The sequence below is a fragment of the Mycobacterium bulgaricum genome (genome assembly GCF_041287165.2).
Taxonomy (GTDB): Bacteria; Actinomycetota; Actinomycetes; order Mycobacteriales; family Mycobacteriaceae; genus Mycobacterium; species Mycobacterium bulgaricum.
Window position 1 is genome coordinate 150,778 of record NZ_JBGGKV020000003.1, and the last position, 21,687, is coordinate 172,464.

The 21,687-nt window shown below is 67.9% G+C and carries 22 protein-coding genes; 14 read left to right on the forward strand and 8 right to left on the reverse strand.

Annotated elements, in window-relative coordinates:
• Positions 1-32: 32 nt before the first annotated feature.
• Both ACAG24_RS11680 and ACAG24_RS11685 read left to right on the forward strand, forming a co-directional pair.
• The gene (locus tag ACAG24_RS11680) at positions 33-227 is read left to right on the forward strand and encodes a hypothetical protein (protein ID WP_370473226.1); all 195 of its coding nucleotides are present in this window, start codon (positions 33-35) and stop codon (positions 225-227) included.
• Between the two features lie 68 nt (positions 228-295).
• Positions 296-3,073, forward strand: a complete 2,778-nt coding sequence (locus ACAG24_RS11685; protein WP_370473227.1) for an ATP-binding protein — start codon at positions 296-298, stop codon at positions 3,071-3,073.
• Here the strand turns inward: ACAG24_RS11685 and ACAG24_RS11690 are convergent.
• Entirely contained in the window at positions 3,045-4,052 is a 1,008-nt protein-coding gene (locus tag ACAG24_RS11690; RefSeq protein WP_370473228.1) for a 1-aminocyclopropane-1-carboxylate deaminase, read from the reverse strand. The two genes, ACAG24_RS11685 and ACAG24_RS11690, sit on opposite strands and share 29 nt — an antisense overlap.
• A gap of 82 nt (positions 4,053-4,134) precedes the next feature.
• On the opposite strand from ACAG24_RS11690, the gene ACAG24_RS11695 reads away from it, so the two are divergent.
• The 6 genes from ACAG24_RS11695 to ACAG24_RS11720 all read left to right on the forward strand — a co-directional run bounded on the left by ACAG24_RS11695 (position 4,135) and on the right by ACAG24_RS11720 (position 10,293).
• Positions 4,135-4,791 carry a GntR family transcriptional regulator gene (locus ACAG24_RS11695; protein WP_370473229.1) on the forward strand — a complete coding sequence of 219 codons (657 nt, stop codon included), beginning with the start codon at positions 4,135-4,137 and terminating at the stop codon, positions 4,789-4,791.
• Between the two features lie 291 nt (positions 4,792-5,082).
• Complete coding sequence (locus ACAG24_RS11700; RefSeq protein ID WP_370473230.1) at positions 5,083-5,784, forward strand: alpha/beta fold hydrolase; 702 nt, start codon at positions 5,083-5,085, stop codon at positions 5,782-5,784.
• Positions 5,785-5,834: 50 nt separating this feature from the next.
• Positions 5,835-6,707 carry a dioxygenase family protein gene (locus ACAG24_RS11705; RefSeq protein ID WP_370473231.1) on the forward strand — a complete coding sequence of 291 codons (873 nt, stop codon included), beginning with the start codon at positions 5,835-5,837 and terminating at the stop codon, positions 6,705-6,707.
• Positions 6,704-8,269 carry a GMC family oxidoreductase gene (locus tag ACAG24_RS11710; protein WP_370473232.1) on the forward strand — a complete coding sequence of 522 codons (1,566 nt, stop codon included), beginning with the start codon at positions 6,704-6,706 and terminating at the stop codon, positions 8,267-8,269. Before ACAG24_RS11705 ends, ACAG24_RS11710 begins: the two co-directional genes overlap by 4 nt.
• 4 nt (positions 8,270-8,273) lie before the next feature.
• Entirely contained in the window at positions 8,274-9,503 is a 1,230-nt protein-coding gene (locus tag ACAG24_RS11715) for an FAD-dependent oxidoreductase (RefSeq protein ID WP_370473233.1), read from the forward strand.
• A gap of 10 nt (positions 9,504-9,513) precedes the next feature.
• On the forward strand, positions 9,514-10,293 hold the full coding sequence (locus ACAG24_RS11720) for an SDR family NAD(P)-dependent oxidoreductase (protein WP_370473234.1): 780 nt from the start codon (positions 9,514-9,516) through the stop codon (positions 10,291-10,293).
• On the opposite strand, the gene ACAG24_RS11725 is transcribed toward ACAG24_RS11720, so the two are convergent.
• The gene (locus ACAG24_RS11725) at positions 10,290-10,487 is read right to left on the reverse strand and encodes an excalibur calcium-binding domain-containing protein (protein WP_370473235.1); all 198 of its coding nucleotides are present in this window, start codon (positions 10,485-10,487) and stop codon (positions 10,290-10,292) included. The two genes, ACAG24_RS11720 and ACAG24_RS11725, sit on opposite strands and share 4 nt — an antisense overlap.
• A gap of 154 nt (positions 10,488-10,641) precedes the next feature.
• On the opposite strand from ACAG24_RS11725, the gene ACAG24_RS11730 reads away from it, so the two are divergent.
• Positions 10,642-11,364, forward strand: coding sequence for a hypothetical protein (locus tag ACAG24_RS11730; RefSeq protein WP_370473236.1), 723 nt, complete (start codon positions 10,642-10,644; stop codon positions 11,362-11,364).
• 268 nt (positions 11,365-11,632) lie between these two features.
• Here the strand turns inward: ACAG24_RS11730 and ACAG24_RS11735 are convergent, their stop codons facing one another.
• Positions 11,633-13,423, reverse strand: a complete 1,791-nt coding sequence (locus tag ACAG24_RS11735; protein ID WP_370473237.1) for an Hsp70 family protein — start codon at positions 13,421-13,423, stop codon at positions 11,633-11,635.
• Between the two features lie 136 nt (positions 13,424-13,559).
• Here ACAG24_RS11735 and ACAG24_RS11740 point away from each other — a divergent pair, with 136 nt between their 5' ends.
• A complete protein-coding gene (locus tag ACAG24_RS11740; protein WP_370473238.1) occupies positions 13,560-14,018 on the forward strand; it encodes a nuclear transport factor 2 family protein in 459 nt (152 codons plus the stop codon).
• Between the two features lies 1 nt (position 14,019).
• Here ACAG24_RS11740 and ACAG24_RS11745 read toward each other — a convergent pair whose 3' ends face one another.
• The 3 genes from ACAG24_RS11745 to ACAG24_RS11755 are packed head-to-tail and all read right to left on the reverse strand — an operon-like array spanning position 14,020 to position 16,095.
• A complete protein-coding gene (locus ACAG24_RS11745; RefSeq protein WP_370473239.1) occupies positions 14,020-14,715 on the reverse strand; it encodes a L,D-transpeptidase family protein in 696 nt (231 codons plus the stop codon).
• The gene (locus ACAG24_RS11750) at positions 14,693-15,505 is read right to left on the reverse strand and encodes an SRPBCC family protein (protein WP_370473240.1); all 813 of its coding nucleotides are present in this window, start codon (positions 15,503-15,505) and stop codon (positions 14,693-14,695) included. Before ACAG24_RS11750 ends, ACAG24_RS11745 begins: the two co-directional genes overlap by 23 nt.
• Positions 15,506-15,507: 2 nt before the next feature.
• Positions 15,508-16,095, reverse strand: a complete 588-nt coding sequence (locus ACAG24_RS11755; RefSeq protein WP_370473241.1) for a helix-turn-helix domain-containing protein — start codon at positions 16,093-16,095, stop codon at positions 15,508-15,510.
• A gap of 64 nt (positions 16,096-16,159) precedes the next feature.
• On the opposite strand from ACAG24_RS11755, the gene ACAG24_RS11760 reads away from it, so the two are divergent.
• On the forward strand, positions 16,160-17,665 hold the full coding sequence (locus ACAG24_RS11760; RefSeq protein ID WP_370473242.1) for a bifunctional phosphatase PAP2/diacylglycerol kinase family protein: 1,506 nt from the start codon (positions 16,160-16,162) through the stop codon (positions 17,663-17,665).
• Here ACAG24_RS11760 and ACAG24_RS11765 read toward each other — a convergent pair.
• Positions 17,619-18,284: a phosphatase PAP2 family protein gene (locus ACAG24_RS11765; protein ID WP_370473243.1), complete on the reverse strand. Its 666-nt coding sequence runs from the start codon at positions 18,282-18,284 to the stop codon at positions 17,619-17,621. The genes ACAG24_RS11760 and ACAG24_RS11765 overlap by 47 nt on opposite strands.
• 60 nt (positions 18,285-18,344) lie before the next feature.
• Between ACAG24_RS11765 and ACAG24_RS11770 the strand changes: the two genes are divergently transcribed.
• Together ACAG24_RS11770 and ACAG24_RS11775 are read left to right on the forward strand one after the other, a co-directional pair.
• Positions 18,345-18,824: a hypothetical protein gene (locus ACAG24_RS11770; RefSeq protein ID WP_370473244.1), complete on the forward strand. Its 480-nt coding sequence runs from the start codon at positions 18,345-18,347 to the stop codon at positions 18,822-18,824.
• A 14-nt stretch (positions 18,825-18,838) separates the two neighbouring features.
• Positions 18,839-19,321: a hypothetical protein gene (locus ACAG24_RS11775; protein ID WP_370473245.1), complete on the forward strand. Its 483-nt coding sequence runs from the start codon at positions 18,839-18,841 to the stop codon at positions 19,319-19,321.
• Here the strand turns inward: ACAG24_RS11775 and ACAG24_RS11780 are convergent.
• On the reverse strand, positions 19,318-20,223 hold the full coding sequence (locus ACAG24_RS11780) for an NAD-dependent epimerase/dehydratase family protein (RefSeq protein WP_370473246.1): 906 nt from the start codon (positions 20,221-20,223) through the stop codon (positions 19,318-19,320). The genes ACAG24_RS11775 and ACAG24_RS11780 overlap by 4 nt on opposite strands.
• A gap of 67 nt (positions 20,224-20,290) precedes the next feature.
• Here ACAG24_RS11780 and ACAG24_RS11785 point away from each other — a divergent pair, with 67 nt between their 5' ends.
• Positions 20,291-21,664 (forward strand): sulfatase family protein, encoded by a 1,374-nt coding sequence (locus ACAG24_RS11785; RefSeq protein ID WP_370473247.1) that lies wholly within the window; start codon positions 20,291-20,293, stop codon positions 21,662-21,664.
• The last annotated feature ends 23 nt before the right edge of the window (positions 21,665-21,687 follow it).

Sequence of the window (21,687 nt, forward strand, 5' to 3'; positions counted from 1 at the left end):
CGACACCGCCTGTCGGCGGCATCGTCGAAGGGGTGGCCCCGGCTCGACAGACTCGCGACGACGCACTGGATCGGCTCCCCCTGCCCTATTCCACGGCCTTGCGTCTTCACGACGCCGGGGTCAAGGACGCCGTCATCGCCGAATGCGTCGGGGTCGAACCTGAAGGGCTGCAGACACTGATGGAGATTGCGCGAGCCAAACTCGCAGCCACCGGCTATTTCGATTAGCGGGCTTTACTCTCCCCGATGAGGCATCGATATGCAATATATTGCATGGAGGTGGCGTTGGGAGGGGAATGACTCTGTTGTTCGGCCGGGGCGTCGAGCTGCTTCGGATCTCGCGGTTCCTCGAGCGGGTGCAACACGCCGGCGACACCCGGCTCGTCCGCGGTGAACCCGGCGTGGGCAAATCCGCCCTGCTCGACGCCGCGGCCGAGCTGGCGTCGGATGCCGGCATGCTCGTGCTGCGCGCCTCGGGTTCGGAATTCGAGGCCGACGTCACCTACTCCGGGCTCAACCAGTTGCTCCTCCCCCTGCGCGACGAACTGCACCGCTTGCCGCCCGGGTCGCGCGAAGCGTTGTCGGTGGCGCTCGGATTCGGGCCCGGTCCGCCCCCGGGCGCGCTGCTCGTCTGCAATGCCGCCTTCTCGCTTCTCACCGAAGTTGCGGAGCAGACACCGGTGCTGGCTCTGGTGGACGACGTCCACTGGGTGGACAGGGCCAGCGCAGTCGTCGTCGGATTCATCGCCAGGCGGGTCAGCGGCCACCGTCTGGGCGTGGTCCAGTCCTGCAGGACCGGGGGTGAGAGTTTCCTCGATCGACGCGGGCTGACCGAACAAACCGTGGAGCCTCTGTCCCGCGAGGCCTCCGAGCAGCTGGTCGACGACCGGTTCCCGCACCTGCCACCGAGTGCGCGCCTGCGGGTGCTGGAGCTGGCCGAGGGGAATCCGTTGGCGCTCGTGGAACTTCCGGATGCTCTCATGGACGTCCCGGCACGAATGCTCGATCAACCGGACGTCGTGCCGCTCAGCGAGCGCCTGTCGGCACACTTCGTGTCCCGCGTCGCGGCCCTCCCGGAAGCCACGCGCAGGACGATGCTCATCGCGGCCTTCGCCGGCACCGGGGACATCCGGGTGATGCGGGCAATCGCGGGCGAAGAAGCCGGCCTCACCGACCTCGCTGCAGCCGAGCAGGCGCAGCTCGTACTCGTCGACGACGGCGCCGGACGAATCTCGTTCCGCCATCCGTTGATTCGGTCGACGATCGTCGCCATGTCCAGCCATGAAGAACGGCGCCACGCCCACCTCGTGCTCGCCGACGCGCTGCGCGGTGACGAGGAACGGCGCGCCCGGCATCTCGCCGCCGCGGCGGTCGGACCGGACGAGACGGCCGCCGCATTGCTCGAACGCGTGGCGCGCCGTACCGCGATGCGCGGCGATGCGATGGGGGCAGTCACCGCCCTCATCCGCGCCGCCGAGCTGAGCACCACAACGGCCGCGCGGGGCCGCAGGCTGGCCGAGGCCGCCTACATCGGAGCCGAATGCGGCGGCGACGTCGGCGACCCGGAAACCCTTCTCGCCGAAGCGCGTCGGGCAGGGCCGGACCCCAGCGGGTCACTGCACGCGGCAAACGCGGCAACGTTCTTGATGCTCAACGGCGACGGAGACGTCGACACGGCCCACCGGCTGCTCGTGGGCGCCATCGAGACCGCCGACCACGGATACCGCGCCGACGACGGCGCGCTGATCGAAGCAATGCACACGCTGCTGCTCCTCGCTTGGTACGCGGGGACACCGGCACACTGGGAGCCGTTCTTCCGCGCACTGCGCAAGATCACACCCGAGCCGCCGGACATCCTTGCGCTGGTGAGCAGGACCTTCGCCGATCCGATACGCACCGGCGCTGCAGCCATACCTGAATTGGAACGTGTCCTCGCCACGCTTCCCGACGAGGACGACCCGTCCAAGATCGTCCGGATCGGTGCGGCCTCGGTCTATCTGGACCGGATGGCCGACAATCGGGAGGCGCACTGGCGGTTGGTGCGCCGTGGACGCGAGGGCGCCTCCCCGCGCAGACACATCGGAGCGCTGATGCATCTGTGTCTCGACGATTTCCTCACCGGCAGATGGGACGAGTCCGAGCAGCTCGCCGCTGAGGGTCACCAACTCTGCGCAACAACCGGTTTCAGCTTCTTCGACTGGTATTTCCTCTACAACCGCGCGGTGGTCGCCGCCGGGCGGGGTCACACCGACGCGGCGTACGCACTGGCCGACGAGCTCAGCCACTGGGCACAGCCCCGCGGGGTCACCAGCGTGCTTCGGTACGCACACCATCCCCGTGCGCTCGCAGCGTCGGCCGCAGGCGACTTCGATGCCGCGTTCCGTCACCTCTCGGCTCTGAGCCCCGCCGGCGCGTTGTCTTTTCATCTGCCGCACTGCACCTGGGTGATGTTCGATCTGGTGGAGGCGGCGGTGCGCACCGGTCGCAGTGCCGATGCCCGAGCACACGTCGACGCGATGCGCGAGGCGGACGTCGCGGCCATGTCGCCCCGCATGGATCTGATCCTGCGCGGTGCCGACGCACTGGTCTCCGACGGTGAGGAGACCGACCGCCGGCTCGAAGAGCTGCTGGGTGAGCCATCGTCGAACCGATGGTTGTTCGAGGTCTCCCGCATCCGGCTGGCGTTCGCCGAGACCCTGCGCCGGCGCAGGGTCACCGACCGGGCGCGCAGCCACCTGCTCGCCGCGCGCGACGGGTTCGCCGCGATGGGAGCGCAGCCGTGGCTCCTGCGCACGCAGCAGGAGTTGCGCGCCAGTGGTTTTCGGTCATCCGAGGACATGCCGGTGGCACCGGTCTCGTTGACCGCCCAGGAACTGGAGATCGCGCATTTGGCCGCCAGCGGCATGACGAATCGGCAGATCGGCGAACGTCTCTACCTGTCCCATCGGACCGTGGGCGCGCATCTCTACCGGGTCTTTCCGAAGCTGGGCGTGTCGTCGCGGGCGGGGCTGCGGGACGCCCTGTCAGGCCATCCGGCGCCGCTCGTCAGTCGAACGCGCCCGCATACGCGTTGAGTGCCGGCTGCCCACCGAGGTGGGCGTAAAGGACCGTCGAATCCGGTGAGATCTCGCCGGTACGAACGAGGTCGATGAGCCCGGCCATCGACTTGCCCTCGTACACCGGGTCGATGATCATCCCCTCAAGGCTCGCCGTGAGCCGGATCGCGTCGATCGTGGACCGCACCGGGATGCCGTAGAGGTCTCCCGCCCAACCTTCGAGCACGGTGATCTCCTCGTCGTCCAGCGGGCGGCCCAGCCCGATGAGCTCCGCGGTGTTCCTGGCAATACGGGCCACCTGCGCACGCGTCGTGTCGAGGGTTGCGGAAGCGTCGATACCCAGAACGCGGCGGGGCCGGTCCTGACCCGCGAAGCCGGCGATCATCCCGGCATGGGTCGAGCCGGTGACCGTGCAGACGACGATCGTGTCGAAGAAGATGCCGAGTTCCTGCTCCTGGCGCTGAACTTCGTACGCCCAGTTGGCAAAACCGAGCCCGCCGAGCGGATGCTCCGATGCGCCCGCGGGGATGCCGTAGGGCACCCCGCCGCCGGCGCGCACCTCCTCGAGCGCGGCTTCCCACGAGTCTTTGATACCGATCCCGAACCCGCTGGGGTCCAGTCGGACATCGGCACCCATGATCCGTGACAGCAGGATGTTGCCGACCTTGTCGTTGACCACGTCAGGCCAGTTCACCCAGCGTTCCTGTACCAGGCGGGCCTTCATACCGAGCCGTGCGGCCACGGCCGCGACCTGGCGGGTGTGATTGGACTGGTAACCACCGATCGAGACCAGAGTGTCGGCGCCGCAGGCCAGTGCGTCGGGAACGATGTACTCGAGTTTGCGCGTCTTGTTGCCGCCATACGCGAGGCCGGAGTTGCAGTCCTCGCGTTTCGCCCAGATCTTCGCTCCGCCGAGGTGGTCGCTGAGGCGTTCCAGCGGGTGAATCGGGCTGGGACCGAACAGGAGTGGATAACGGTCGAAGTCGGCAAGCGACATGGGTCCTCGTTTCGTGGTTTCTTTACGGGAATGCGCGGCGGGCCGGCGTCCACGACGGGACCGCGACGGTGCATGATGAGGTATGCCGGTTCCCGTTGCCAGCTCGTCCGAGGGGCGGCAGTTGCTGCGCGACAGCGTGTTTCTGAGGATCCGCGACGCGATCATCGACGGAACCCTCGAGCCCGGGGAACGCCTGCTCGACAACGAACTCAGTGGCTGGCTCGGCGTGAGCCGGACGCCGATCAGGGAGGCGCTGGCCCGCCTGGACGCGGCAGGGTTGGTCGAGACGAAGCCTGGTCGCTACACGATCGTCAGTCCCATCGACCCCCGCACCCTGGCTGACGCCCAGGCGGTGACGGCGGCGATGAACGAATTGGCCGTACGCACCGCCGTGCCGCTGCTCACCGATGACGATCTCGCCGGTATGCGCTCGGCCAACCAGATTTTCGCCGACGCTCTGCACGACGGCGACGTGGTCGCCGCGGTCGACGCCGACGACGCCTTCCACCGGATTCCCGTCGACCGCGCGGGCAACGTGGCCATCCGGGCCGTGCTGGATCAGTACACGCCGGTGCTCAGACGCGTCGAGCGCATCCGGTTCGCGTCGCTGCGGGGACGCGACTCGGTCGCTCAGCACGCGCGGATCATCGCGCATGCCGAAGCCGGCGACGCCGAAGCCGCTGCCCACGAGGTGCGGCTGAACTGGTTGACGCTGGACGCGTACGCCGCCGAAAGCTGAGCTGCGTCTCCCGAGTCCTGTTGTTTCGCAGGTGATTTCGTGTGCACGCTGCGACATACGGACCTTCCCGCCATGATCGATATGCAATATATCGCAGTCCAGCGCACGTAGGCAACTCACCGCAGCCACGCTCCGAGAACAGTCGAATGACTGCACGGGGTCGAAAGGCTCCTTGGCATGCCGCAGTAGGACGACTGATTCGCCAATTCCCGGGAGCCGCGAAGGTGAATGGCGGGGTTGGCACGGCACCCGCCTACGCACCCCGCCACCGCCTAGAAGCGAGGTCCCGCAGTGAAACCCACCATCGTTCTCGTCCACGGCGCGTTCGCCGAATCCGCCAGCTGGAACAACGTCATCTGCCTGTTGCACGACACCGGCCATCGAGTCATCGCCGCCGCCAACCCGCTGCGCTCCCTGACCTCCGACGCCACTGTGGTCGCCGACCTGATGGCGGGCATCAAGGGGCCCATCGTGCTCGTCGGCCACTCCTACGGCGGCGCGGTCATCACCAACGCCGCGCGAGACAACGCCGACGTGAAGGCACTCGTCTACGTCGCGGGGCTGGCACCCGACAGCGGAGAATCGACGCCTGACCTTCTCGGAAAGTATCCGGGTGCCACGCTCGGCGACCACCTCTACGAAGTGCCGCTCTCCGACGGCACCGCCGATGTCTACGTTCATCAGAACGCCTACCACCAACACTTCTGCGCAGATCTCAGCGCCGAGCAAGCCTCGCTGCATGCGGCCACGCAGCGGCCGTTCAACACCGCTGCGCTCAACGAGCCCTCGGGCGAGCCGGCGTGGGCGTCGATCCCGTCCTGGTTCGTCTATCCCGAACTCGACCTCGCGATCCCGGCGCAGACCTTCCGCTTCATGGCGCAGCGCGCCGGGGCCCGTTCGACCGTCGAGGTGCCTGGTGCCTCACACGCCCTCCCGGCATCCCAGCCCGCAGCCGTCGCCGACGTCATCCTCCAGGCCGCGGCGTCGGTCTGAAGCCCGCAGTCACGTCAGAGATCAATAGCTGAGACCGAAGGAAGACGGACATGCACGCCGACCACGATCACGACATCACCGCGCTCGCCATCGGGCGATGGGCGAGCGCCCACGACGCGCGGCTGTCGACGATCATGCAGGCACTGATCCGGCATCTGCACGGTTTCGCCCGCGAGGTGGCCCTCACCGAGCCGGAATGGACTGCCGCGATGGCGTGGCTCGCCCGAACCGGGCAGATCAGCGACGCCAGGCGAGCGGAGTTCATCCTTGCCTCGGACGTCCTCGGGTTGTCGATGCTCGTCGTCGAGATGAACCACCCCCGCGGCGGCGGAGCCACTCCCGCAACGGTGCTCGGCCCGTTCTACATCGCCGACTCGCCGTTGATGGACTACGGCGCAGACATGGCAGCGCCGGTGCCCGGCATCCCTCTCGTGATCGCGGGCACCATCCGCGACCCCGCCGGCGCACCGCTGGCGGGCGCGATTCTCGATGTGTGGCAGGCCGATTCGCACGGCATGTACGAGTCACAGGTGAACTCGCCGACGGCCCGGCTGCGCGGTAGATACACCTCTCGCAACGACGGAAGCTACTGCGTGCGCACCGTCGCGCCCCTCGGCTACTCGATTCCGATGGACGGACCCGTCGGACAACTTCTCTCGCGCACCGACATCAGTCCGCACCGTCCCGCCCATGTTCATTTCGCCATCGCCGCAACAGATCACGAACCGCTGGTGACTCATCTGTTCGAGGAGGGCGCGCCTTACCTCGACTCCGACGTCGTGTTCGGCACCCGGGCCGAGCTGGTGGTCCCGTTCGACCGCCGTGCACCCGGCCCGACTCCAGACGGGCGCCGCTGCGATGTGCCGTGGCTGCTCGCGCAGTACGACTTCGTGCTGTCCCCAAAGGAAGTGACCAGTAGATGACGAAGTTCAACGATTACGACTACGTGGTGATCGGTGCCGGCTCGGCGGGTTGCGTGATCGCCACCCGGCTGTCCGAAGATCCTGCCACCACGGTGCTGCTCCTGGAGTCGGGACCGCCCGACACCTGTGCCGACATCGCCGCACCCCCGGCGTGGCCGACGCTGTGGGGCACCGAGATCGACTACGCCTACCGCACCGTCCCGCAACCGGGCACCGCCGGGTACACCCACGACTGGCCGCGGGGCCACACGCTGGGCGGCAGCAGCAGCATCAACGCGATGGTGTATCTGCGTGGGCACCGTGCCGATTTCGATTCCTGGTCGCAATCGGGTTGCATAGGTTGGGACTACGACTCGGTGCTGCCGTACTTCAAACGCATGGAGACGGTAGGAAGCGGTGATCCGCGCTTCCGCGGAAGCGATGGTCCGGTGTTTCCCGCGCCCGCCCCGCTCGCCGACGCGAATCCACTGTCACAGGTTTTCCTGGACGCCGCCGTCGCAGCGGGTTTCCCGCTGACCGACGACTTCAACGGCGCCCACGGCGAAGGTGCCGGCTGGCACGAGCTCACGATCACACAGGGAACGCGGCAGAGCGCGGCCGACGCGTATCTGCATCCCGCCCGCACCAGAAGCAACCTCACCGTCGTCACGGACGCACGGGTGCACAAGTTGCGAATCGCCGGAACGCACTGCTTCGGAGTTGATTTCATTCACCGTGGGAGATCGGTGGCCGCATACGCCCGCGCCGAGGTCATACTCTGCGCCGGTGCTGTCGACTCACCCCGCTTGTTGTTGCTGTCGGGAATCGGGCCGGGTGACGAGCTCACCGCCGTGGGTGTCGACGTCGTGCACGATCTACCCGGCGTGGGCCGCAACCTTCACGACCATCCACTGTGCGGCGTGATCTACGAAGCGACACAACCCATCCCGGCGGGGCGCACGAACCATGCCGAAACGTCACTGCTGTGGCGCAGTGAGCACTCACTGTCCGGACCGGACATGCAGCTGATGTTCATCCACGTGCCGTTTCACCCTCCCCACCTGGTGGCGCCGCCGAACAGCTTCACGTTGGCAGTCGCGACGGTTCCGGATTCCCGCGGATCGATACGGCTCGCGGGCCCCGACCCGACGATGCCGCCGCTCATCGACCCGAACTACCTCGGCATGGAATCAGACATGCGGCGAATGGTGCACGGCGTCAGGGTCGCCCGGGAGATCGCGGCCGCCGAGGCGTTCACGCCGTGGCGGGGTCGGGAGATGCTGCCCGGCGTCGACGTCACCGACGAGATGGCCCTGCGGTCCTTCCTGTCCCGCGCAACCGGCACCTACTACCACCCAGTGGGGAGCTGTGCGATGGGCACCGGCCCCGAGGCGGTCGTCGACCCCGCGCTGCGCGTGCACGGACTGACCGGGCTGCGGGTCGCCGACGCGTCGGTGATGCCGAGGATCGTCCCCGTCAACACCAATGCCGCCGCGATGATGATCGGTGAAAAGGCGGCCGACCTCATTCGTTGCCAGTTGGCGCCAAGTGCTGGCGAGGCGGCGCGGAGTCGGCCACGATAACGGGGTGACCACCAAGACGACGTGCGCGGTTGTCGGCGGCGGTCCCGCAGGCATGGTGCTGGGCCTGATCCTGGCTCGTGGTGGCGTCGACGTCACGGTGTTCGAGAAGCACCCCGATTTCCTGCGTGACTTTCGCGGCGACACAGTGCATCCCACCACCCTCCGGCTTCTCGACGAGCTCGGCCTGTGGCCGAAATTCGACGCACTGCCGCACAGTCGGATCAGCAAGGCCAGTTTCGACGTGGCGCCCGGACGCTCGGTCACGATGGTCGACTTCGGCCGGCTACGCGGGATGCCACACCCCTACATCGCGATGGTCCCCCAGTGGGACCTGCTCAACCTCCTCGCCGAAGCCGGGCAGGCCGAGCCCACGTTCACCCTGCGGATGAGCACCGAGGTCACCGGCCTTGTCCGAGAGGGCAACCGGATCGCCGGTGTGCGTTACCGCGACGCGGGCGGTGAAGGAGAGCTGCGGGCCGATCTGACCATCGGGTGCGACGGCCGCGGCTCGCTCGTACGTCGCGACGCCGGCCTTCACGTCCGCGAGTTCCCGGTCAGCTTCGACGTGTGGTGGTTCCGGCTGCCGCGGCACGAAGACCACGCCCTCTACACACTGGTGCCGCGCGTCATGCCGGGCAAGGCCATGATCGTCATCCCCAGGGAGGGATACCTCCAGATCGCGTTGCTGATCCCGAAGGGCAGCGACGCCCGACAGCGGGCCCGCGGCCTCGACGCATTCCGCGCCGACATCCTCGAATTGCTGCCCGAAGCCGGCAAGACCGTGGACACGATCACCAGCCTCGACGAGGTCAAGGTGCTCGACGTCCGGTTGAATCGCCTGCGCCGCTGGCACACTGACGGTCTGCTCTGCATCGGCGATGCCGCGCATGCGATGTCGCCGGCCGGCGGCGTCGGAATCAACGTGGCGGTGCAGGACGGGGTGGCGGCCGCGCGACTACTCGCCGCACCGTTGCGCAGCGGAACCGTATCGGAACGCGACCTGGCCGCAGTGCAGCGCCGCCGCGTCCTACCGACCGCGCTGACGCAGGGTTTCCAGCGTCTGATGGATCGACGACTGCTCGGCCCGATCCTGCGGGGCGGTACGGCACCGCTGCCGAGGTTCGCGAATGCCGTCGAACGCTTTCCGTGGCTGGCGGCCGTTCCCGCCTACCTGGTCGGTGTCGGAGTTCTCCCGGAGCGCGCACCGGAGTTCGCCAGGAGACAACCCACGTAAGGTCACACCCGTGACCACAATTGACGGCAATCCTTTCGACCTCAGCGACCATGTGGCGGTCGTGACCGGCGGCGGCTCAGGTATCGGGCTGGGAATGGCCGACGGCCTCGCCCGGGCGGGCGCGTCCGTGGCGATCGTCGGGCGCACCGCTCGGCGATTGGACGACGCCGCGGCAACGCTGCGCACTCACGGCAACCCCGTGTTGCCGGTGGTGTGCGATGTTGCCGACGAGCAAGCCGTCACCGATGCCATGGCGCGTATCCGGGACGAATTCGGCCGGCTGGATTCGTGTTTCGCCAACGCCGGGGTACGGGGCAAGTTCACCCCGGTCCTCGACACGTCCCTGGAGGAGTTCCGGTCGGTCACGCGTGTCGACCTCGATGGCGTGTTCCTGACGCTGCGAGAGGCGGCCCGCCAGATGATCGCGGCGGGGCGGGGCGGCAGCCTGGTCGGGGTGTCGAGCCTCGGCGCGTTCCAGGGGATGCCCCGGCAGCCTGCGTATGCCGCATCCAAGGCCGGCGTGACCTCGCTGATGGACAGCCTCGCGGTCGAACTCGCCAGGCACGGCATCCGCGCCAACACCGTCGCGCCGGGCTGGTTCGACACCGAGATGACGGCCGCGGGCCTGGCCGACGAGCGGTTCAGCGCGAGGGTTCTGCCCCGCGTCCCGGTGCGCCGGTGGGGAGCGGCCGAGGACGTCGCAGGTGTCGCGGTGTATCTGGCGAGTAGGGCCAGCGCCTATCACACCGGTGACGTGCTGCGCCTCGACGGCGGTTATCTGAAGTTCTAGCTCTCACACCCGATGCCGTCACGATCGCGGTCGAGCCACGTCCCGTAATACGGGGAGTTCGAGGGGATGTTCGAGTAGCCCGCGTCGCGAGCGGCAGCGCAGTTCGGGAACGGTGCCTGTTGTGCAGCGGCGGGGCCGGCGAAGGCGAGGGAGGCTGCGGTGGCGAGGAACGCGGCGGGGAGAAGCCGGTGCATGGTGACTCCGTGTCGTGAGCTGGTGCTATGGGACTCCACCACGGTAGGAAGATATTGACGCGCAGGGAATCGGGGACATCCCTTGTTTGCGACCGCCCCGCCGGCCGGCAGTGGCCGACGTTTGAGGCGGGGGAGCACCGGACATGATGTGACGGTGAACCTGCTGATGACGTCCCTTCCCGCGCCCGAGGTGGAGATCACCGACGCCGGAGTCGAGGCGGTGCTGGCCGGCGCGGTGCGGATCATCAATCCACTGCTTGACACGCTCTGGGGAACTGATCCGTTCAAGCTCAAACAGCGCGACGACGCGATCGGATGGGTGCTCAACGCGGCCGACGTGCCGGGCACCCCGGCGTGGGACGACATGGACGTCGACGCGCGGATCCGCTGGTGGGTGTGGCGGGTGGGAGCGTTGAACACCGTCGCCGTGGCCTTTCCCGGGGTGCTCGGCCTCGTCGCGCGACAGCTCCCTATCCAGGACCTGCTCGGGTTCGTCAGCCAGGCCGCCGTGCTCTGCGCGGTGGCCCGCGAACTCGGGATCACAGATCAGCGCACCCAGGTGCGGATGCTGGCAGCGGTGCTGTGTGACAGGGACCTCTCGGTCGTCGTCTACGACGGTGACAGCAGCAGGCGCCTGACGTCGATACCGAGCAGCCCGGCGGGCGTTGCCAAGGCGCTGTGGAATCTGGTCGGCCTCTTCGATGCCATCGGTGACGAACTCGCCAAGCGCCCGCACCCGCGGGGCCCGATCAGGTACCTCGGCATGCTGCCCGGTGTCGGCGCCGTTGCCGCGTACATCGGCGAATGCGGAGCCCTTGCCCGGGCCGCCAAGAAGGGCCGGCGATGGATCGAAAAGTCCGCTCGGACAACGGGGTGACGAGGCCCGTTCTCGCCGCGGCAACGGGAGATTTCTTTCGTGCGCTCAGATCGCGCGATCGACTGGATTCACGGTCTGGACGCACACTGGAAATGCTCGTCGGCCTGCTATGACCCTCGCACCATAAAAAAGCCGGCCGATCGGCTGTCCCCTCCGCAGCCGATCGGACCGACTCTGTAAACCTAGGCGGGCGGGGCCCCGGGGAGGAATCGGGGAAAACCCTATTTCTTGCCCGGGGAATGACCATCGGGTAAATAAAGCCCGCGGTTCAGGGGTTGTTGGGCACCAGGATCGGGATCGGGTCCGGCAGGAACGGGATGTCCAGGTACGTCGTGGTTGTCGGTGGCACAGTAGTCGGCGGCACAGTAGTCGGCGGCACCGTGGTTGGTGGGTCGGTCGTCGGCGGTGTGGTCGTCGGGACGGTCGTGGTCGTCGTCGTGGTAGACGGCGTCGTCGTCGTGGTGGTCGTCGTCGTGGTGGTGGTGGTGGTGGTCGTGGTCGTGGTCGTCGTGGTGGTGGTCGGTGCCGTGGTGGGCGGTGTGGTGACCACCGGTGGCGGAGGCGCCCCGGCGGTCGTGGGCACCGCAACCGGCGCCTGTGGCGTCTGTTGCGGGATGGTGACGGTCTCGCCCGGCGGCGGCGCACTGGTCGGCACGAGCGCGCTGCTCAGTGGCGCGTTGCCCGGCGTCGGAGGCGTGCGGTCGGACGAGTCGACACTGGTCAAGGCGATGGCGACGCCACCGACGGCGAGCAGTGCGACGGCGGCGACGATCCCGGTGAGCGTGAGGGGTATTCGGGATTGCGACCGGCCGTCCGCGTCTTCTCGGGTGATGACCTCCGTCGCCGCGAAGGACTCCGGCAGCGCGTACGGGTTCGGCCGCTCCTCGGGTTCATCGCCTGTGTAGGGCACGACGTCGTCGGTCGGCGAATCGTCCTGCGACCACGCCAGCGCATAGGTGCTGTCGGCGCCGTCGCCGTTGTCGGCCGGTGGTGGCAGAACCGGTGCCGCGGCGGTGGCCGCCAGAGTCGCGGTGTCCGCGTTGCGTCCATACGCGGCGAACAGGGCGGCACCGACCGCGGCGTCGAGGGCAGGCTGGGGCGTTGTGACCACCGGGACCCGCAAGTGTTGCGAAACCTGTTGTACGACAAGCGGTATGGCCGCACCTCCACCGACGATCGCCACCGAAGTAACAACATTCCAGCCGATGTTGTTGCGCGCCAACAGATCTTCGAGAGTCACGAAGACACCGTTGAGCGGCCGGGCGATCAGTTCTTCGAGTTCGGCCCGGGTCACCCGGATGTCGCGACGCAGGCCGGGCAGGTCGACAGTCATCACGGTCGCGGTCTGCGACGACAGCCTCTCCTTAGCTGAGCGGCATTCGTCGCGCAGCCGCGCCAGGGACCCGACGGCGGCGGTCTGACCGGGGTCGACCTCGCCGCCGGCCGCGGCGAGGACGTGGCCGAGCAATGCCTGGTCGACCTGGTCACCGGCGAACTCGGAGTACCGCTCGGTGCGGCCGACGACGGTGAACGCCGACGATGCGTCGGCGGCCGTGATGCTGGTGCCTCCACCGCCGAAGTCGAGCAGCACGGCCACACCGCGACGGTCCAGGCCCGGGTTGGCGTTGAGCGCGGTCAATGCCGCCTCGGAATCCGGGACGAGCCGCGGCGGTGTTCCGGCCGGCGCCAGCACGCTGCTCGCGGCGAGTGAGTTGGACAGCGCGGCCGTCGCCTCCCCGCTCCAGTACGACGGCACGGCGATGGCGACGCCCGCGGCCGCGCCGCGCGTCGCCAGCGCGGCCATCGACTCGAGCGCCTCGACGACCAGCTGGTCGGCGGGATAGCTGCTTCCGTCGGCGCCGACCAGCGGGACTGGATCTCCGACGCGCTCGACAAACCCGGACAGCACCACCCCGCCCGCACGACCGTCGGCGTCACCCACTTCGGGGGCGCCGTGCTCGTACATCGTCAGCACCGAGCGGCGGATCACCGGTTCATTGCCGACGGTGGCCGCGGCGAGGTTGGTGGTGCCGACAGACAATCCCAACGCGTCGCTCATGATCCACGACACCTTAGACCGCGACGGCAAGCGCCCGCACTTGACACTCCGCGCCCCGGGCGCACGGCGGGTCTGTGCAGAACCCAATCGTCGCCACTCGATACGACGACCGGGGGTGGTGTGTTGCAATGTCGACATGAGTGACATCGACGACATCAAGCAGGTCAAATACCGCTATCTCCGCGCCCTGGACACCAAGCACTGGGACGACTTCGCCGACACGCTCACCGAGGACGTCGTCGGCCGCTACGGGGAGTCGATCGGCGAAGAGCACCACTTCACCAATCGGGATGATCTCGTCGGTTTCATGCGCAACTCGCTGGGGCCCGAAGTCCTCACCGAACATCGGGTCAACCATCCCGAGATCACCGTCGACGGCGACGAGGCGACCGCCACCTGGTACCTGCAGGACAGGGTGATCGCCCCCGACTTCAACTTCATGTTGATCGGGGCCGGCTTCTACCACGACCGCTACCGCAAGACCGCCGACGGCTGGAAGATCAGCGAGACGGGCTACGACCGCACCTACGACGCGTCGATGAAGCTGGACGCGCTCGAATTCAAGGTCAAGGCCGGTCGCGCCCTCAACATCTGAGTTATTCGGTGATGGCGATCGCCGCGCCGGGCCGCAGCCAGCGCATGATCGTCACCAGCTTCGCGTCGTCGATGGCCACGCACCCCGCGGTGGCTCCGCCGTCGGTGCTGTGCACAAAGAAGGCGCCGCCCTTACCGGGGATGCGCGCCTTGTTGACGCCCATGACGACGGCGTGCGCGTACTGCGGGATGTCGAGGTTCTCGGTGCCCGCGCTCAGCGACGTGTCGAACGGGCAGTTCGCCTCGTCGCACACCTGCATCGTGTTGTAGGTCGGGCTTTTCATGTCGCCGTCCCACCAATGGTTCGATCCGACCTGAACGTATTTCAGCCCGCTGCCCGGATCGGGCTGGGTGCCGAACGCGAAGTCGAGCGTGTAGATCCCCTTCGGGGTCATCATCGAGCCGTCGAAATGATTGGGGGACATGCCTTTTTCCCCGATCTTGGCGGGAATTCCCACGCCGCCGGCCACGGGCGCCCAGCCCGCGGCGGTGCGCTCCCACACGTCCAGTTTCGCGTCGGAGCCTCCCGTGCCCGTGACGGCGAGCACCTGGGTGGCGGCCCCGACGGAGTTCGCGAACCACGGTGGTGACGCCGAGGCGTTCGGTGCCACAAGGAAAGCGGCGACGAGAGCCACGCACAGCAGCACCGCGGACCGCAGGGACTTGCGTGGACGGTCAGGTCGCGGCGCGGTCGGCATGCACCAACTGTGCCATCCACGAACGCCATTTCGGCGCTTCTGCCGCGGCGGTGTCGGCCGCTTCGTCTCCGTAGAGGTAGAGGCTCACCATCACCCTGGCCTCACCGCCGGGGGCACAGCCGCCCACCACCGCGATTCCGGGGCAGGGCCCTTCGAGCCGCAACATGACGTCGCGGAAGTCCTCGGTCTGGTGGACCCGGTGCACCACGCCGCGCAGTTCGGGTGTGCCTGTGGGTGTTTCGAAGGGTTGGCCGACGTCGAGTCCGGCGACCCCGAGTGCCGAGGCCAACGTCGACCACGCCTGCACCATGTCACCGGGGTGCTGGGTCACCGCGAAAGCGTTGGCAGCGCGTTGCCCTGTGAACTCCCGTAGGTACAGGCGGAGCACTTCGAAGAATCCGGGCCAGCCGGTCTCGAAGCTCTCCAGTTCGCCGTCCCAGTCGTCGCGGTCGGTGAAGAGGCTGTGCACCATCCGCACGACACACCGGTCACCCGAGCGGCTTGTCACGACGACCTCCGTCGCCACCGGCGGCGCGTCACCGCTCCAGCCGTGCTCCTCGTACCCGAGCCGCTCCGGCGGCTGCCATTCGGTGATGACCGCCGGGCTGACAGCGCCGTCGCCGAAGTCGAATTCGATTGCCCCGCCGACACGTTCGTCGACCGTCGTCGGGGTGAACCAGGCACTCATGCCGGGCCCGGTGGCGATCGCGTCCCACACCTGTTCGGGCGTTCCCGGTACGAGGAACTCCATCTCGACCCATCGGCGGCCGTCGGTCTTCTTGATCGCCATCGCTAGTCCTTTCGAGTAGGCATGGGATAGGCGGCCAGCACCACACGATGGGGACGGCCGCGCGGATCGGATTCGTCGTGGAAGCGCGCAACCAGTGCGGTGACGGCGGTGGCGAGCTCGTCGGTGAATGCGGCGCGCTCGGCCGCCGACGCGAAGGTGACCGCGGTGTCGATGGTCAGCGTCGCAAGCCGCTTCTGCCGGTCTCTCGCGGTGCGCCACAGGTCGCCGACCTCGCGCACGGCCCGAGCCGCCACCGCGATCAGGAAGCTCGCGGACAGCCGGTCGCCGGCGCGGCCGGGATCAGCGGCCACGGGCCCCAGCGCACCGGGTGAGACGACGTAGGACGACGCCGTGGCGACCAGCAGCCGTTCGGTGAGCCCACCCCACCGGCGTTCACCGGCGGCGGTGACGAGGCGGTGTTGTTCGAGCGCCCGAAGGTGGTAGTTGACCTTCTGCCGGGTGATCCCGACGCGCGACGCGAGCGTCGCTGCCGACGCCGGTTCCACCAGTTCTGCCAACAGCCTGCCGCGGATCGGATCGAGGGCGCTGACCGCGGCGGCAGGATCGGTGATGACCTCCACATCCAGCACGAACGCCATCCTGTGCCTTGACAAATATTCCTGTCAACAAGCATGGCCCGATAGGTTGGGCGTCATGGAGCTCCATCCTTTGCGGTCTTTCCGTCGTCGCGGTCGTGGGATTCGCCAGATCGGCCAGGGTCTCGGCACGCTGGACCGTGAGGTCTTCGAAGCTGTCGCAGAGTCCCCGAGCCCCCTCCTCGACGCGGTGATGCCGCGGCTCACCAGGGCCGCCGACCATTCCAAGCTGTGGTTCGCGATCGCGGCGGCCCTGGCTGCATTCGGCAACCCGTCCATGAAGCGCGGTGCCACCCGCGGGGTGGCCACGCTCGCCGTGACGAGCCTTGTCACCAATCAGGGCGCCAAGCGGATCTGGAAGCGCGACCGACCCAACTGGGCGCTGATACCACTGGCCCGACAGACCCGGCGCCACCCCACCTCGAACTCGCTGCCCTCCGGGCATTCGGCGAGCGCCGCGGCGTTCGCGGTGGGCGTGGGGCTGGAGAACCCCGCGGTAGGGCTGGGCCTGGCGCTGCTGGCCGGCTTGGTCGGCATGTCACGGATTGCCACCGGCGCGCACTATCCGGGCGACGTCCTCGCCGGCTTTGGCGTCGGCGCGGGCATCGCAGTGCTGGGCGGGCGGGTCGTGCCGCCCGTCGTCGACACCCAACTGCCCAGCGCCGGGCAGCCGTTGCGCGTGGACACCCCGGAGCGCCCCGACGGCAGCGGGGTCACCGTCGTCATCAACCCCGCGTCCGGCAGCGGAACCGGCGCCCGGGTGCTCGACGAGGTCCGTGCGGCATTGCCGAAGGCCGAGATCGTGGAACTCGCCGAGGACGACGACGTCGTCGCCGTGCTCAAGTCCGCCGCGCAGCGCAGCGAGGTGCTGGGCGTCGGCGGCGGCGACGGAACGGTCGCCACCGCGGCGGCAGTGGCAATCGATGCGGGCGTACCGCTCGCGGTCTTCCCCGCGGGCACGTTCAATCACTTCGCCAAGGACATCGGCTGCGACACGACGGCCCGTACGGTCGAGGCAATTCAGCGGGGCGCGGTCTCGTGCGTGGACATGGTCTGCCTCAACGAGAAGCAAATGGTCATCAACACCGCCAGCATCGGCGCCTACCCGCGCTTCGTTCAGACTCGCGAGAAGCTGGAACACAAGATCGGCAAGCCGCTGGCCGGCATCTACGCGATGTTCCACACGTTGCGGCGCGACGAGCCGGTGCGGATCGAATACGACAACCGGACGTTGCAGACGTCGCTGTTCTTTCTCGGCAACTCGACATACCTACCGACCGGTTTCGCGCCGTCACGGCGCACCAGGATGGATGACGGCCTGCTCGACGTCCGGATCCTGGAGACCGGCCGGCGGCTGAGCACGCTGCGTATCGTCACGGCACTGGCGTTCGGGCGGTTGACTCGCAGTCCGCTCTACCACGAGCTGCGCGTACCGCAGTTCGCATTCCGGGCACCCGACGGACCGACCGTGCTCGCGCTGGACGGGGAGGTCGGTACCGAACTCGACGAGGCCAGCTTCAGCGTGCGGTATCGCGCACTTCCGGTCTTTCGTCCTGCCGTGTGACCTTCGGCGGGACGAGCAGCACACAGATCGCGAAGTACGCGTAACCCAGCGCCCAACCGGCCAGCACATCGGACGGATGGTGCACATTCAGCACCACTCGGCCGATGCCGATGGTCAGCACGACCACCGCGCCCAGCGCGACGAGCCATTTCCGCTTCGCCGCATCCACCGTCGGGAGGGTGACGGCCAGCAGCGCCGCCACGCATGCCATGACGCCGAGGGCGTGGCCGGACGGGAACGACGTCCCCCAGGCATCGACCATCGCGGTCGCCGGCCGGGGGCGATCGGCGAAGTGCTTGGCGGTCTCGGTGACCAGGCCGCTGAGCTCCACACTGACTATCAGGAACACCGCCAACCGAACGCGGCGACGGGCGAACGCCACGCAGATGACGACCAGCACCGCGATCCGGAATGCCCCGGGCCCGAGCACAGTGCAGAAGATGTCCCACGCCGTCACCCAGCCGGGGCGGCCCGACCCGAAACGATAGGCGGGGTCGAGCGCCGACGAATCGAACTGCGCGAGCCACACCCAGCCCTGGACGTAGCCGACCCACAGGAATGCGTACACGCCGATGGCGACCGCGGCGCTGCACAACAGCCATCTGGCGTGCACTTTCACCCGACCAGTCTCTACCACGATTCTCTGAGCAAATACGCCGCCCGAGACTATGCTCCGCATATGGCTGGATTCCTCAAAAGGCTGCTACGCATTGGCAAACTTCCGGCAGAGACACGCACCCAGGCCGAGGCCGAGGGCATCATCCATCTGACCGACTGCATCGGCGTCTGGGCGCGATTCACCGGTCAGATTCCGGGCCGCAGATCGGTCGGCTTGACCCGCGGCTACGGCGGGGCACTGGTGCTGACCAACCAGCGTGTACTCGCGACGGTGGGCGCGGTACCCGGGCAGTCCGGGCGCGCGGTGGACCTGCCGTGGACCGCGCACCAGTCCGGAGCCGTGCGGGGGATGCTGTCCGAGGACGGTCTGGTGCTCGACATCGCGGACCTGTCGCGAGTGGATCCACAGTTCTCGGGAACGCTCTCGCTGACGTTCAAGACCGAGCTGACGGCTGATCAGTTGACGCGGCTGCCGTCTCGCACATTCGCCTTCGACGTTCCGCCCTCGTTCGTCTACCGGATTCTCGGCGTGCCGCGCTGAGCTACCGTTCGAGCATGGCCGTTCTACTCCGGAAGCTGTTCCGAATCGGCAAGCTGCCCAGTGCGTTGCGCGCCGAGGTCGAAGCCGAAGGTGTCCTCTTTCTCTCCGAGTACGTCCCGGTGACTCGACGATTTCGCGGCACCGTGCCTGGTCTGCGCTCGGGAGGCAGCATCGCCAGCTATGTCGGCTCGTTGGTGGTGACCAGACAGCGCGTGCTGGGCACGCTGTCGTCGGTGCCCAAGCTCGCGGGCCGCACGATCGACCTCCGATGGGACGCCCCCCAAGCCGGGCCGGTCAAGGCCGAACTCTCCGAGACCGGCCTTGCTCTCGACGTCGACGTCGCCGCCATCGACAGTCGCTGCTCCGGGGAGCTCTCGCTGCACTACAAGGAACAGATCCCGCGGGACGTCCTCGCCCAGCTTCCCCGAACCTCGCTCGCGTTCGACGCCCCACCGGAATTCGTCTTCCGCGCCGTCGGCGTGCCCTATCACCCCTAGAGCCGGGCCATCTCCCGGTAGCCGTCCCACACGCTCGGATATCGCGGCCGCCAGCCGGCCGCGTCGCGCAGGCGGGCGTTGTTCACCCGCAGCGACCGCGTCATCGACGTCGACCGATTGCCCAGAACCAGTGCTGCGCGACCGGGCACCGCAAGCCACGGCCTGGCCCCCACGGCAGCCGCCATCGCGGTGCTGTTCTGTTTCGCGGTGACAGGACAGTCGTCGACGACGTTGTAGATGCCAGGCTCTGCGCCCAGGGCCGACACGACCGCGCCCGCGGCGTCGGCGAGATGGATCGACGAGACGTAACTGCCCGGACTTCCCGCCCGAAACGCCAGGTGCCTGCGCGCGAGCCCCATGATCATCTCGCTGTGGCCGGCACCTTGGCCGTAGAACAACCCGAACCTCAAAACGATTGCGTCGCCGCCACTTTCACCGAACCGCCGAGCACTCGCCTCGGCGCCGTGGTTGCCCGCCGAGATCGGATAGCGGTCGACCGGCCAGTCCTCGTCGATCCACCTCTTGCCGCCGTCGCGGTAGATCATCGCCACCGACTCCTGCAGCACCCGCGGAACACCGGCCGCGAGCGCGGCATCCACGACATTCGCCGAGCCCTGGATGCGGATGCGGTGACAGTCTTTCCACGCCGACCTCACCATGAACCGCTCCGGCGACGGCAACGCCGACGCCAGGTTCACCACTGCCTCGTGGTCCCGGAACGCCGCGCTGAGCCCGTCCCGGTCGAACAACGACACCTGCACCGACGTGGCACCCTGATGTCTGAGAACTTCGGCCTTGGCGTCGCTTCGCGCCATGGCCGTCACCTCGTGGCCCGCCGCGACCAGCGCGGGCACCGCATAGCCTCCGATGGCTCCGGTGCCGCCGGTGACGAAGACCCGCATGGCTCCACCGTAGCCTCGCAGTCAGAGTGTTTCAGAGAGTTGAAGTGGCGACGCCGAAAGGACAGCAGTGACCACAACGCAGCGGGACAACGTCCTCCTCGTGCATTGGCACGACCTCGGCCGACACCTCGGAGCCTACGGCCATGCCGATGTCGACAGCCCGCGAATGGACCGGCTCGCCGCTGAGGGGATTCTGTTCACCGCCGCGCACGCGACCGCACCGCTGTGCTCGCCCTCGCGTGGATCGCTGTTCACCGGACGGTACCCGCAGAGCAACGGCCTTGTCGGCCTCGCCCACCACGGCTGGGAGTACCGAGCGGGCGTCCGCACCCTGCCACAGCTCCTTACCGAACGGGGTTGGTACACGGCGCTTTTCGGGATGCAGCACGAGACGTCCTACCCGGCCAAGCTCGGCTTCGACGAATTCGACGTGTCGAACTCATACTGCGAATACGTCGTCGAGCAGGTGACCCGCTGGCTCGCCGACCCGCCGCAGAAGCCGTTCTTCCTGACCGCCGGCTTCTTCGAGACACACCGGCCGTACCCGCGCGACCGCTACGAACCCGCTGACGCCCGCGCCGTGACGCTGCCTGACTACCTTCCCGACACCGACGACATCCGCCAGGACCTGGCCGACTTCTACGGCTCCATCACCGTCGCCGACGCGGCGGTCGGGCAACTGCTCGACACCCTCGAGGCGACGGGCCTCGACGAGACCACGTGGGTCGTTTTCGTCACCGATCATGGACCGGCTCTGCCCCGGGCCAAATCCACGCTGTACGACGCGGGTACGGGCATCTCCCTGATCGTGCGGCCGCCCGGAGGCCGAAACCTGACGCCGAGCGTCTATGACGAACTCTTCAGCGGTGTCGACCTCGTTCCGACCCTCCTGGACCTGCTCGGCGTCGACGTACCGTCCGACATCGAAGGGCTCTCGCACGCAGGGCAATTGGTCAACCCCTCGGCCAATTCGGTGCGCACCGAGGTTTACACCATGAAGACCTATCACGACTCGTTCGATCCGATACGTGCCGTCAGGACAAAGGATTACAGCTACATCGAGAACTACGCGGCACGTCCTCTGCTGGACCTTCCGTGGGACATCGCCGACAGCGCGCCGGGGCGGGTGCTCGAACCGCTGTCCCAGGCGCCAAGGCCCGAGCGGGAACTCTACGATCTGATGGCGGACCCGACCGAGTCGTTCAATTTGCTGAATGGCGATGCCTCCGATGCCGCCCAGGCCATCGGCGACGAGCTGGCGCTGCTGCTCAACGAGTGGCGGCAGAAGACCAACGACGTGATCCCGTCGGAGTTCGCCGGTACCCGGATCGCCGAGCGCTACACCGACACCTACCGGCAGGTGCAGGGGCTCGAGTTGCCTAGTCGCAAGGCCAATGCCGCCGATCGCGGCATCGTCGAAGACCACGGTCACCGGCAATAGTTCTGCTCATCCTGATCCGAAAT

What these genes read in the sequence shown, in the direction of transcription:
- ACAG24_RS11685 (WP_370473227.1), top strand. Translation starts at nt 296, where the DNA reads ATGACTCTGTTGTTCGGCCGGGGCGTCGAGCTGCTTCGGATCTCGCGG.
- ACAG24_RS11690 (WP_370473228.1), bottom strand. Translation starts at nt 4,052, where the DNA reads ATGTCGCTTGCCGACTTCGACCGTTATCCACTCCTGTTCGGTCCCAGC.
- ACAG24_RS11695 (WP_370473229.1), top strand. Translation starts at nt 4,135, where the DNA reads ATGCCGGTTCCCGTTGCCAGCTCGTCCGAGGGGCGGCAGTTGCTGCGC.
- ACAG24_RS11705 (WP_370473231.1), top strand. Translation starts at nt 5,835, where the DNA reads ATGCACGCCGACCACGATCACGACATCACCGCGCTCGCCATCGGGCGA.
- ACAG24_RS11710 (WP_370473232.1), top strand. Translation starts at nt 6,704, where the DNA reads ATGACGAAGTTCAACGATTACGACTACGTGGTGATCGGTGCCGGCTCG.
- ACAG24_RS11725 (WP_370473235.1), bottom strand. Translation starts at nt 10,487, where the DNA reads ATGCACCGGCTTCTCCCCGCCGCGTTCCTCGCCACCGCAGCCTCCCTC.
- ACAG24_RS11735 (WP_370473237.1), bottom strand. Translation starts at nt 13,423, where the DNA reads ATGAGCGACGCGTTGGGATTGTCTGTCGGCACCACCAACCTCGCCGCG.
- ACAG24_RS11740 (WP_370473238.1), top strand. Translation starts at nt 13,560, where the DNA reads ATGAGTGACATCGACGACATCAAGCAGGTCAAATACCGCTATCTCCGC.
- ACAG24_RS11745 (WP_370473239.1), bottom strand. Translation starts at nt 14,715, where the DNA reads ATGCCGACCGCGCCGCGACCTGACCGTCCACGCAAGTCCCTGCGGTCC.
- ACAG24_RS11750 (WP_370473240.1), bottom strand. Translation starts at nt 15,505, where the DNA reads ATGGCGATCAAGAAGACCGACGGCCGCCGATGGGTCGAGATGGAGTTC.
- ACAG24_RS11760 (WP_370473242.1), top strand. Translation starts at nt 16,160, where the DNA reads ATGGAGCTCCATCCTTTGCGGTCTTTCCGTCGTCGCGGTCGTGGGATT.
- ACAG24_RS11770 (WP_370473244.1), top strand. Translation starts at nt 18,345, where the DNA reads ATGGCTGGATTCCTCAAAAGGCTGCTACGCATTGGCAAACTTCCGGCA.
- ACAG24_RS11775 (WP_370473245.1), top strand. Translation starts at nt 18,839, where the DNA reads ATGGCCGTTCTACTCCGGAAGCTGTTCCGAATCGGCAAGCTGCCCAGT.
- ACAG24_RS11780 (WP_370473246.1), bottom strand. Translation starts at nt 20,223, where the DNA reads ATGCGGGTCTTCGTCACCGGCGGCACCGGAGCCATCGGAGGCTATGCG.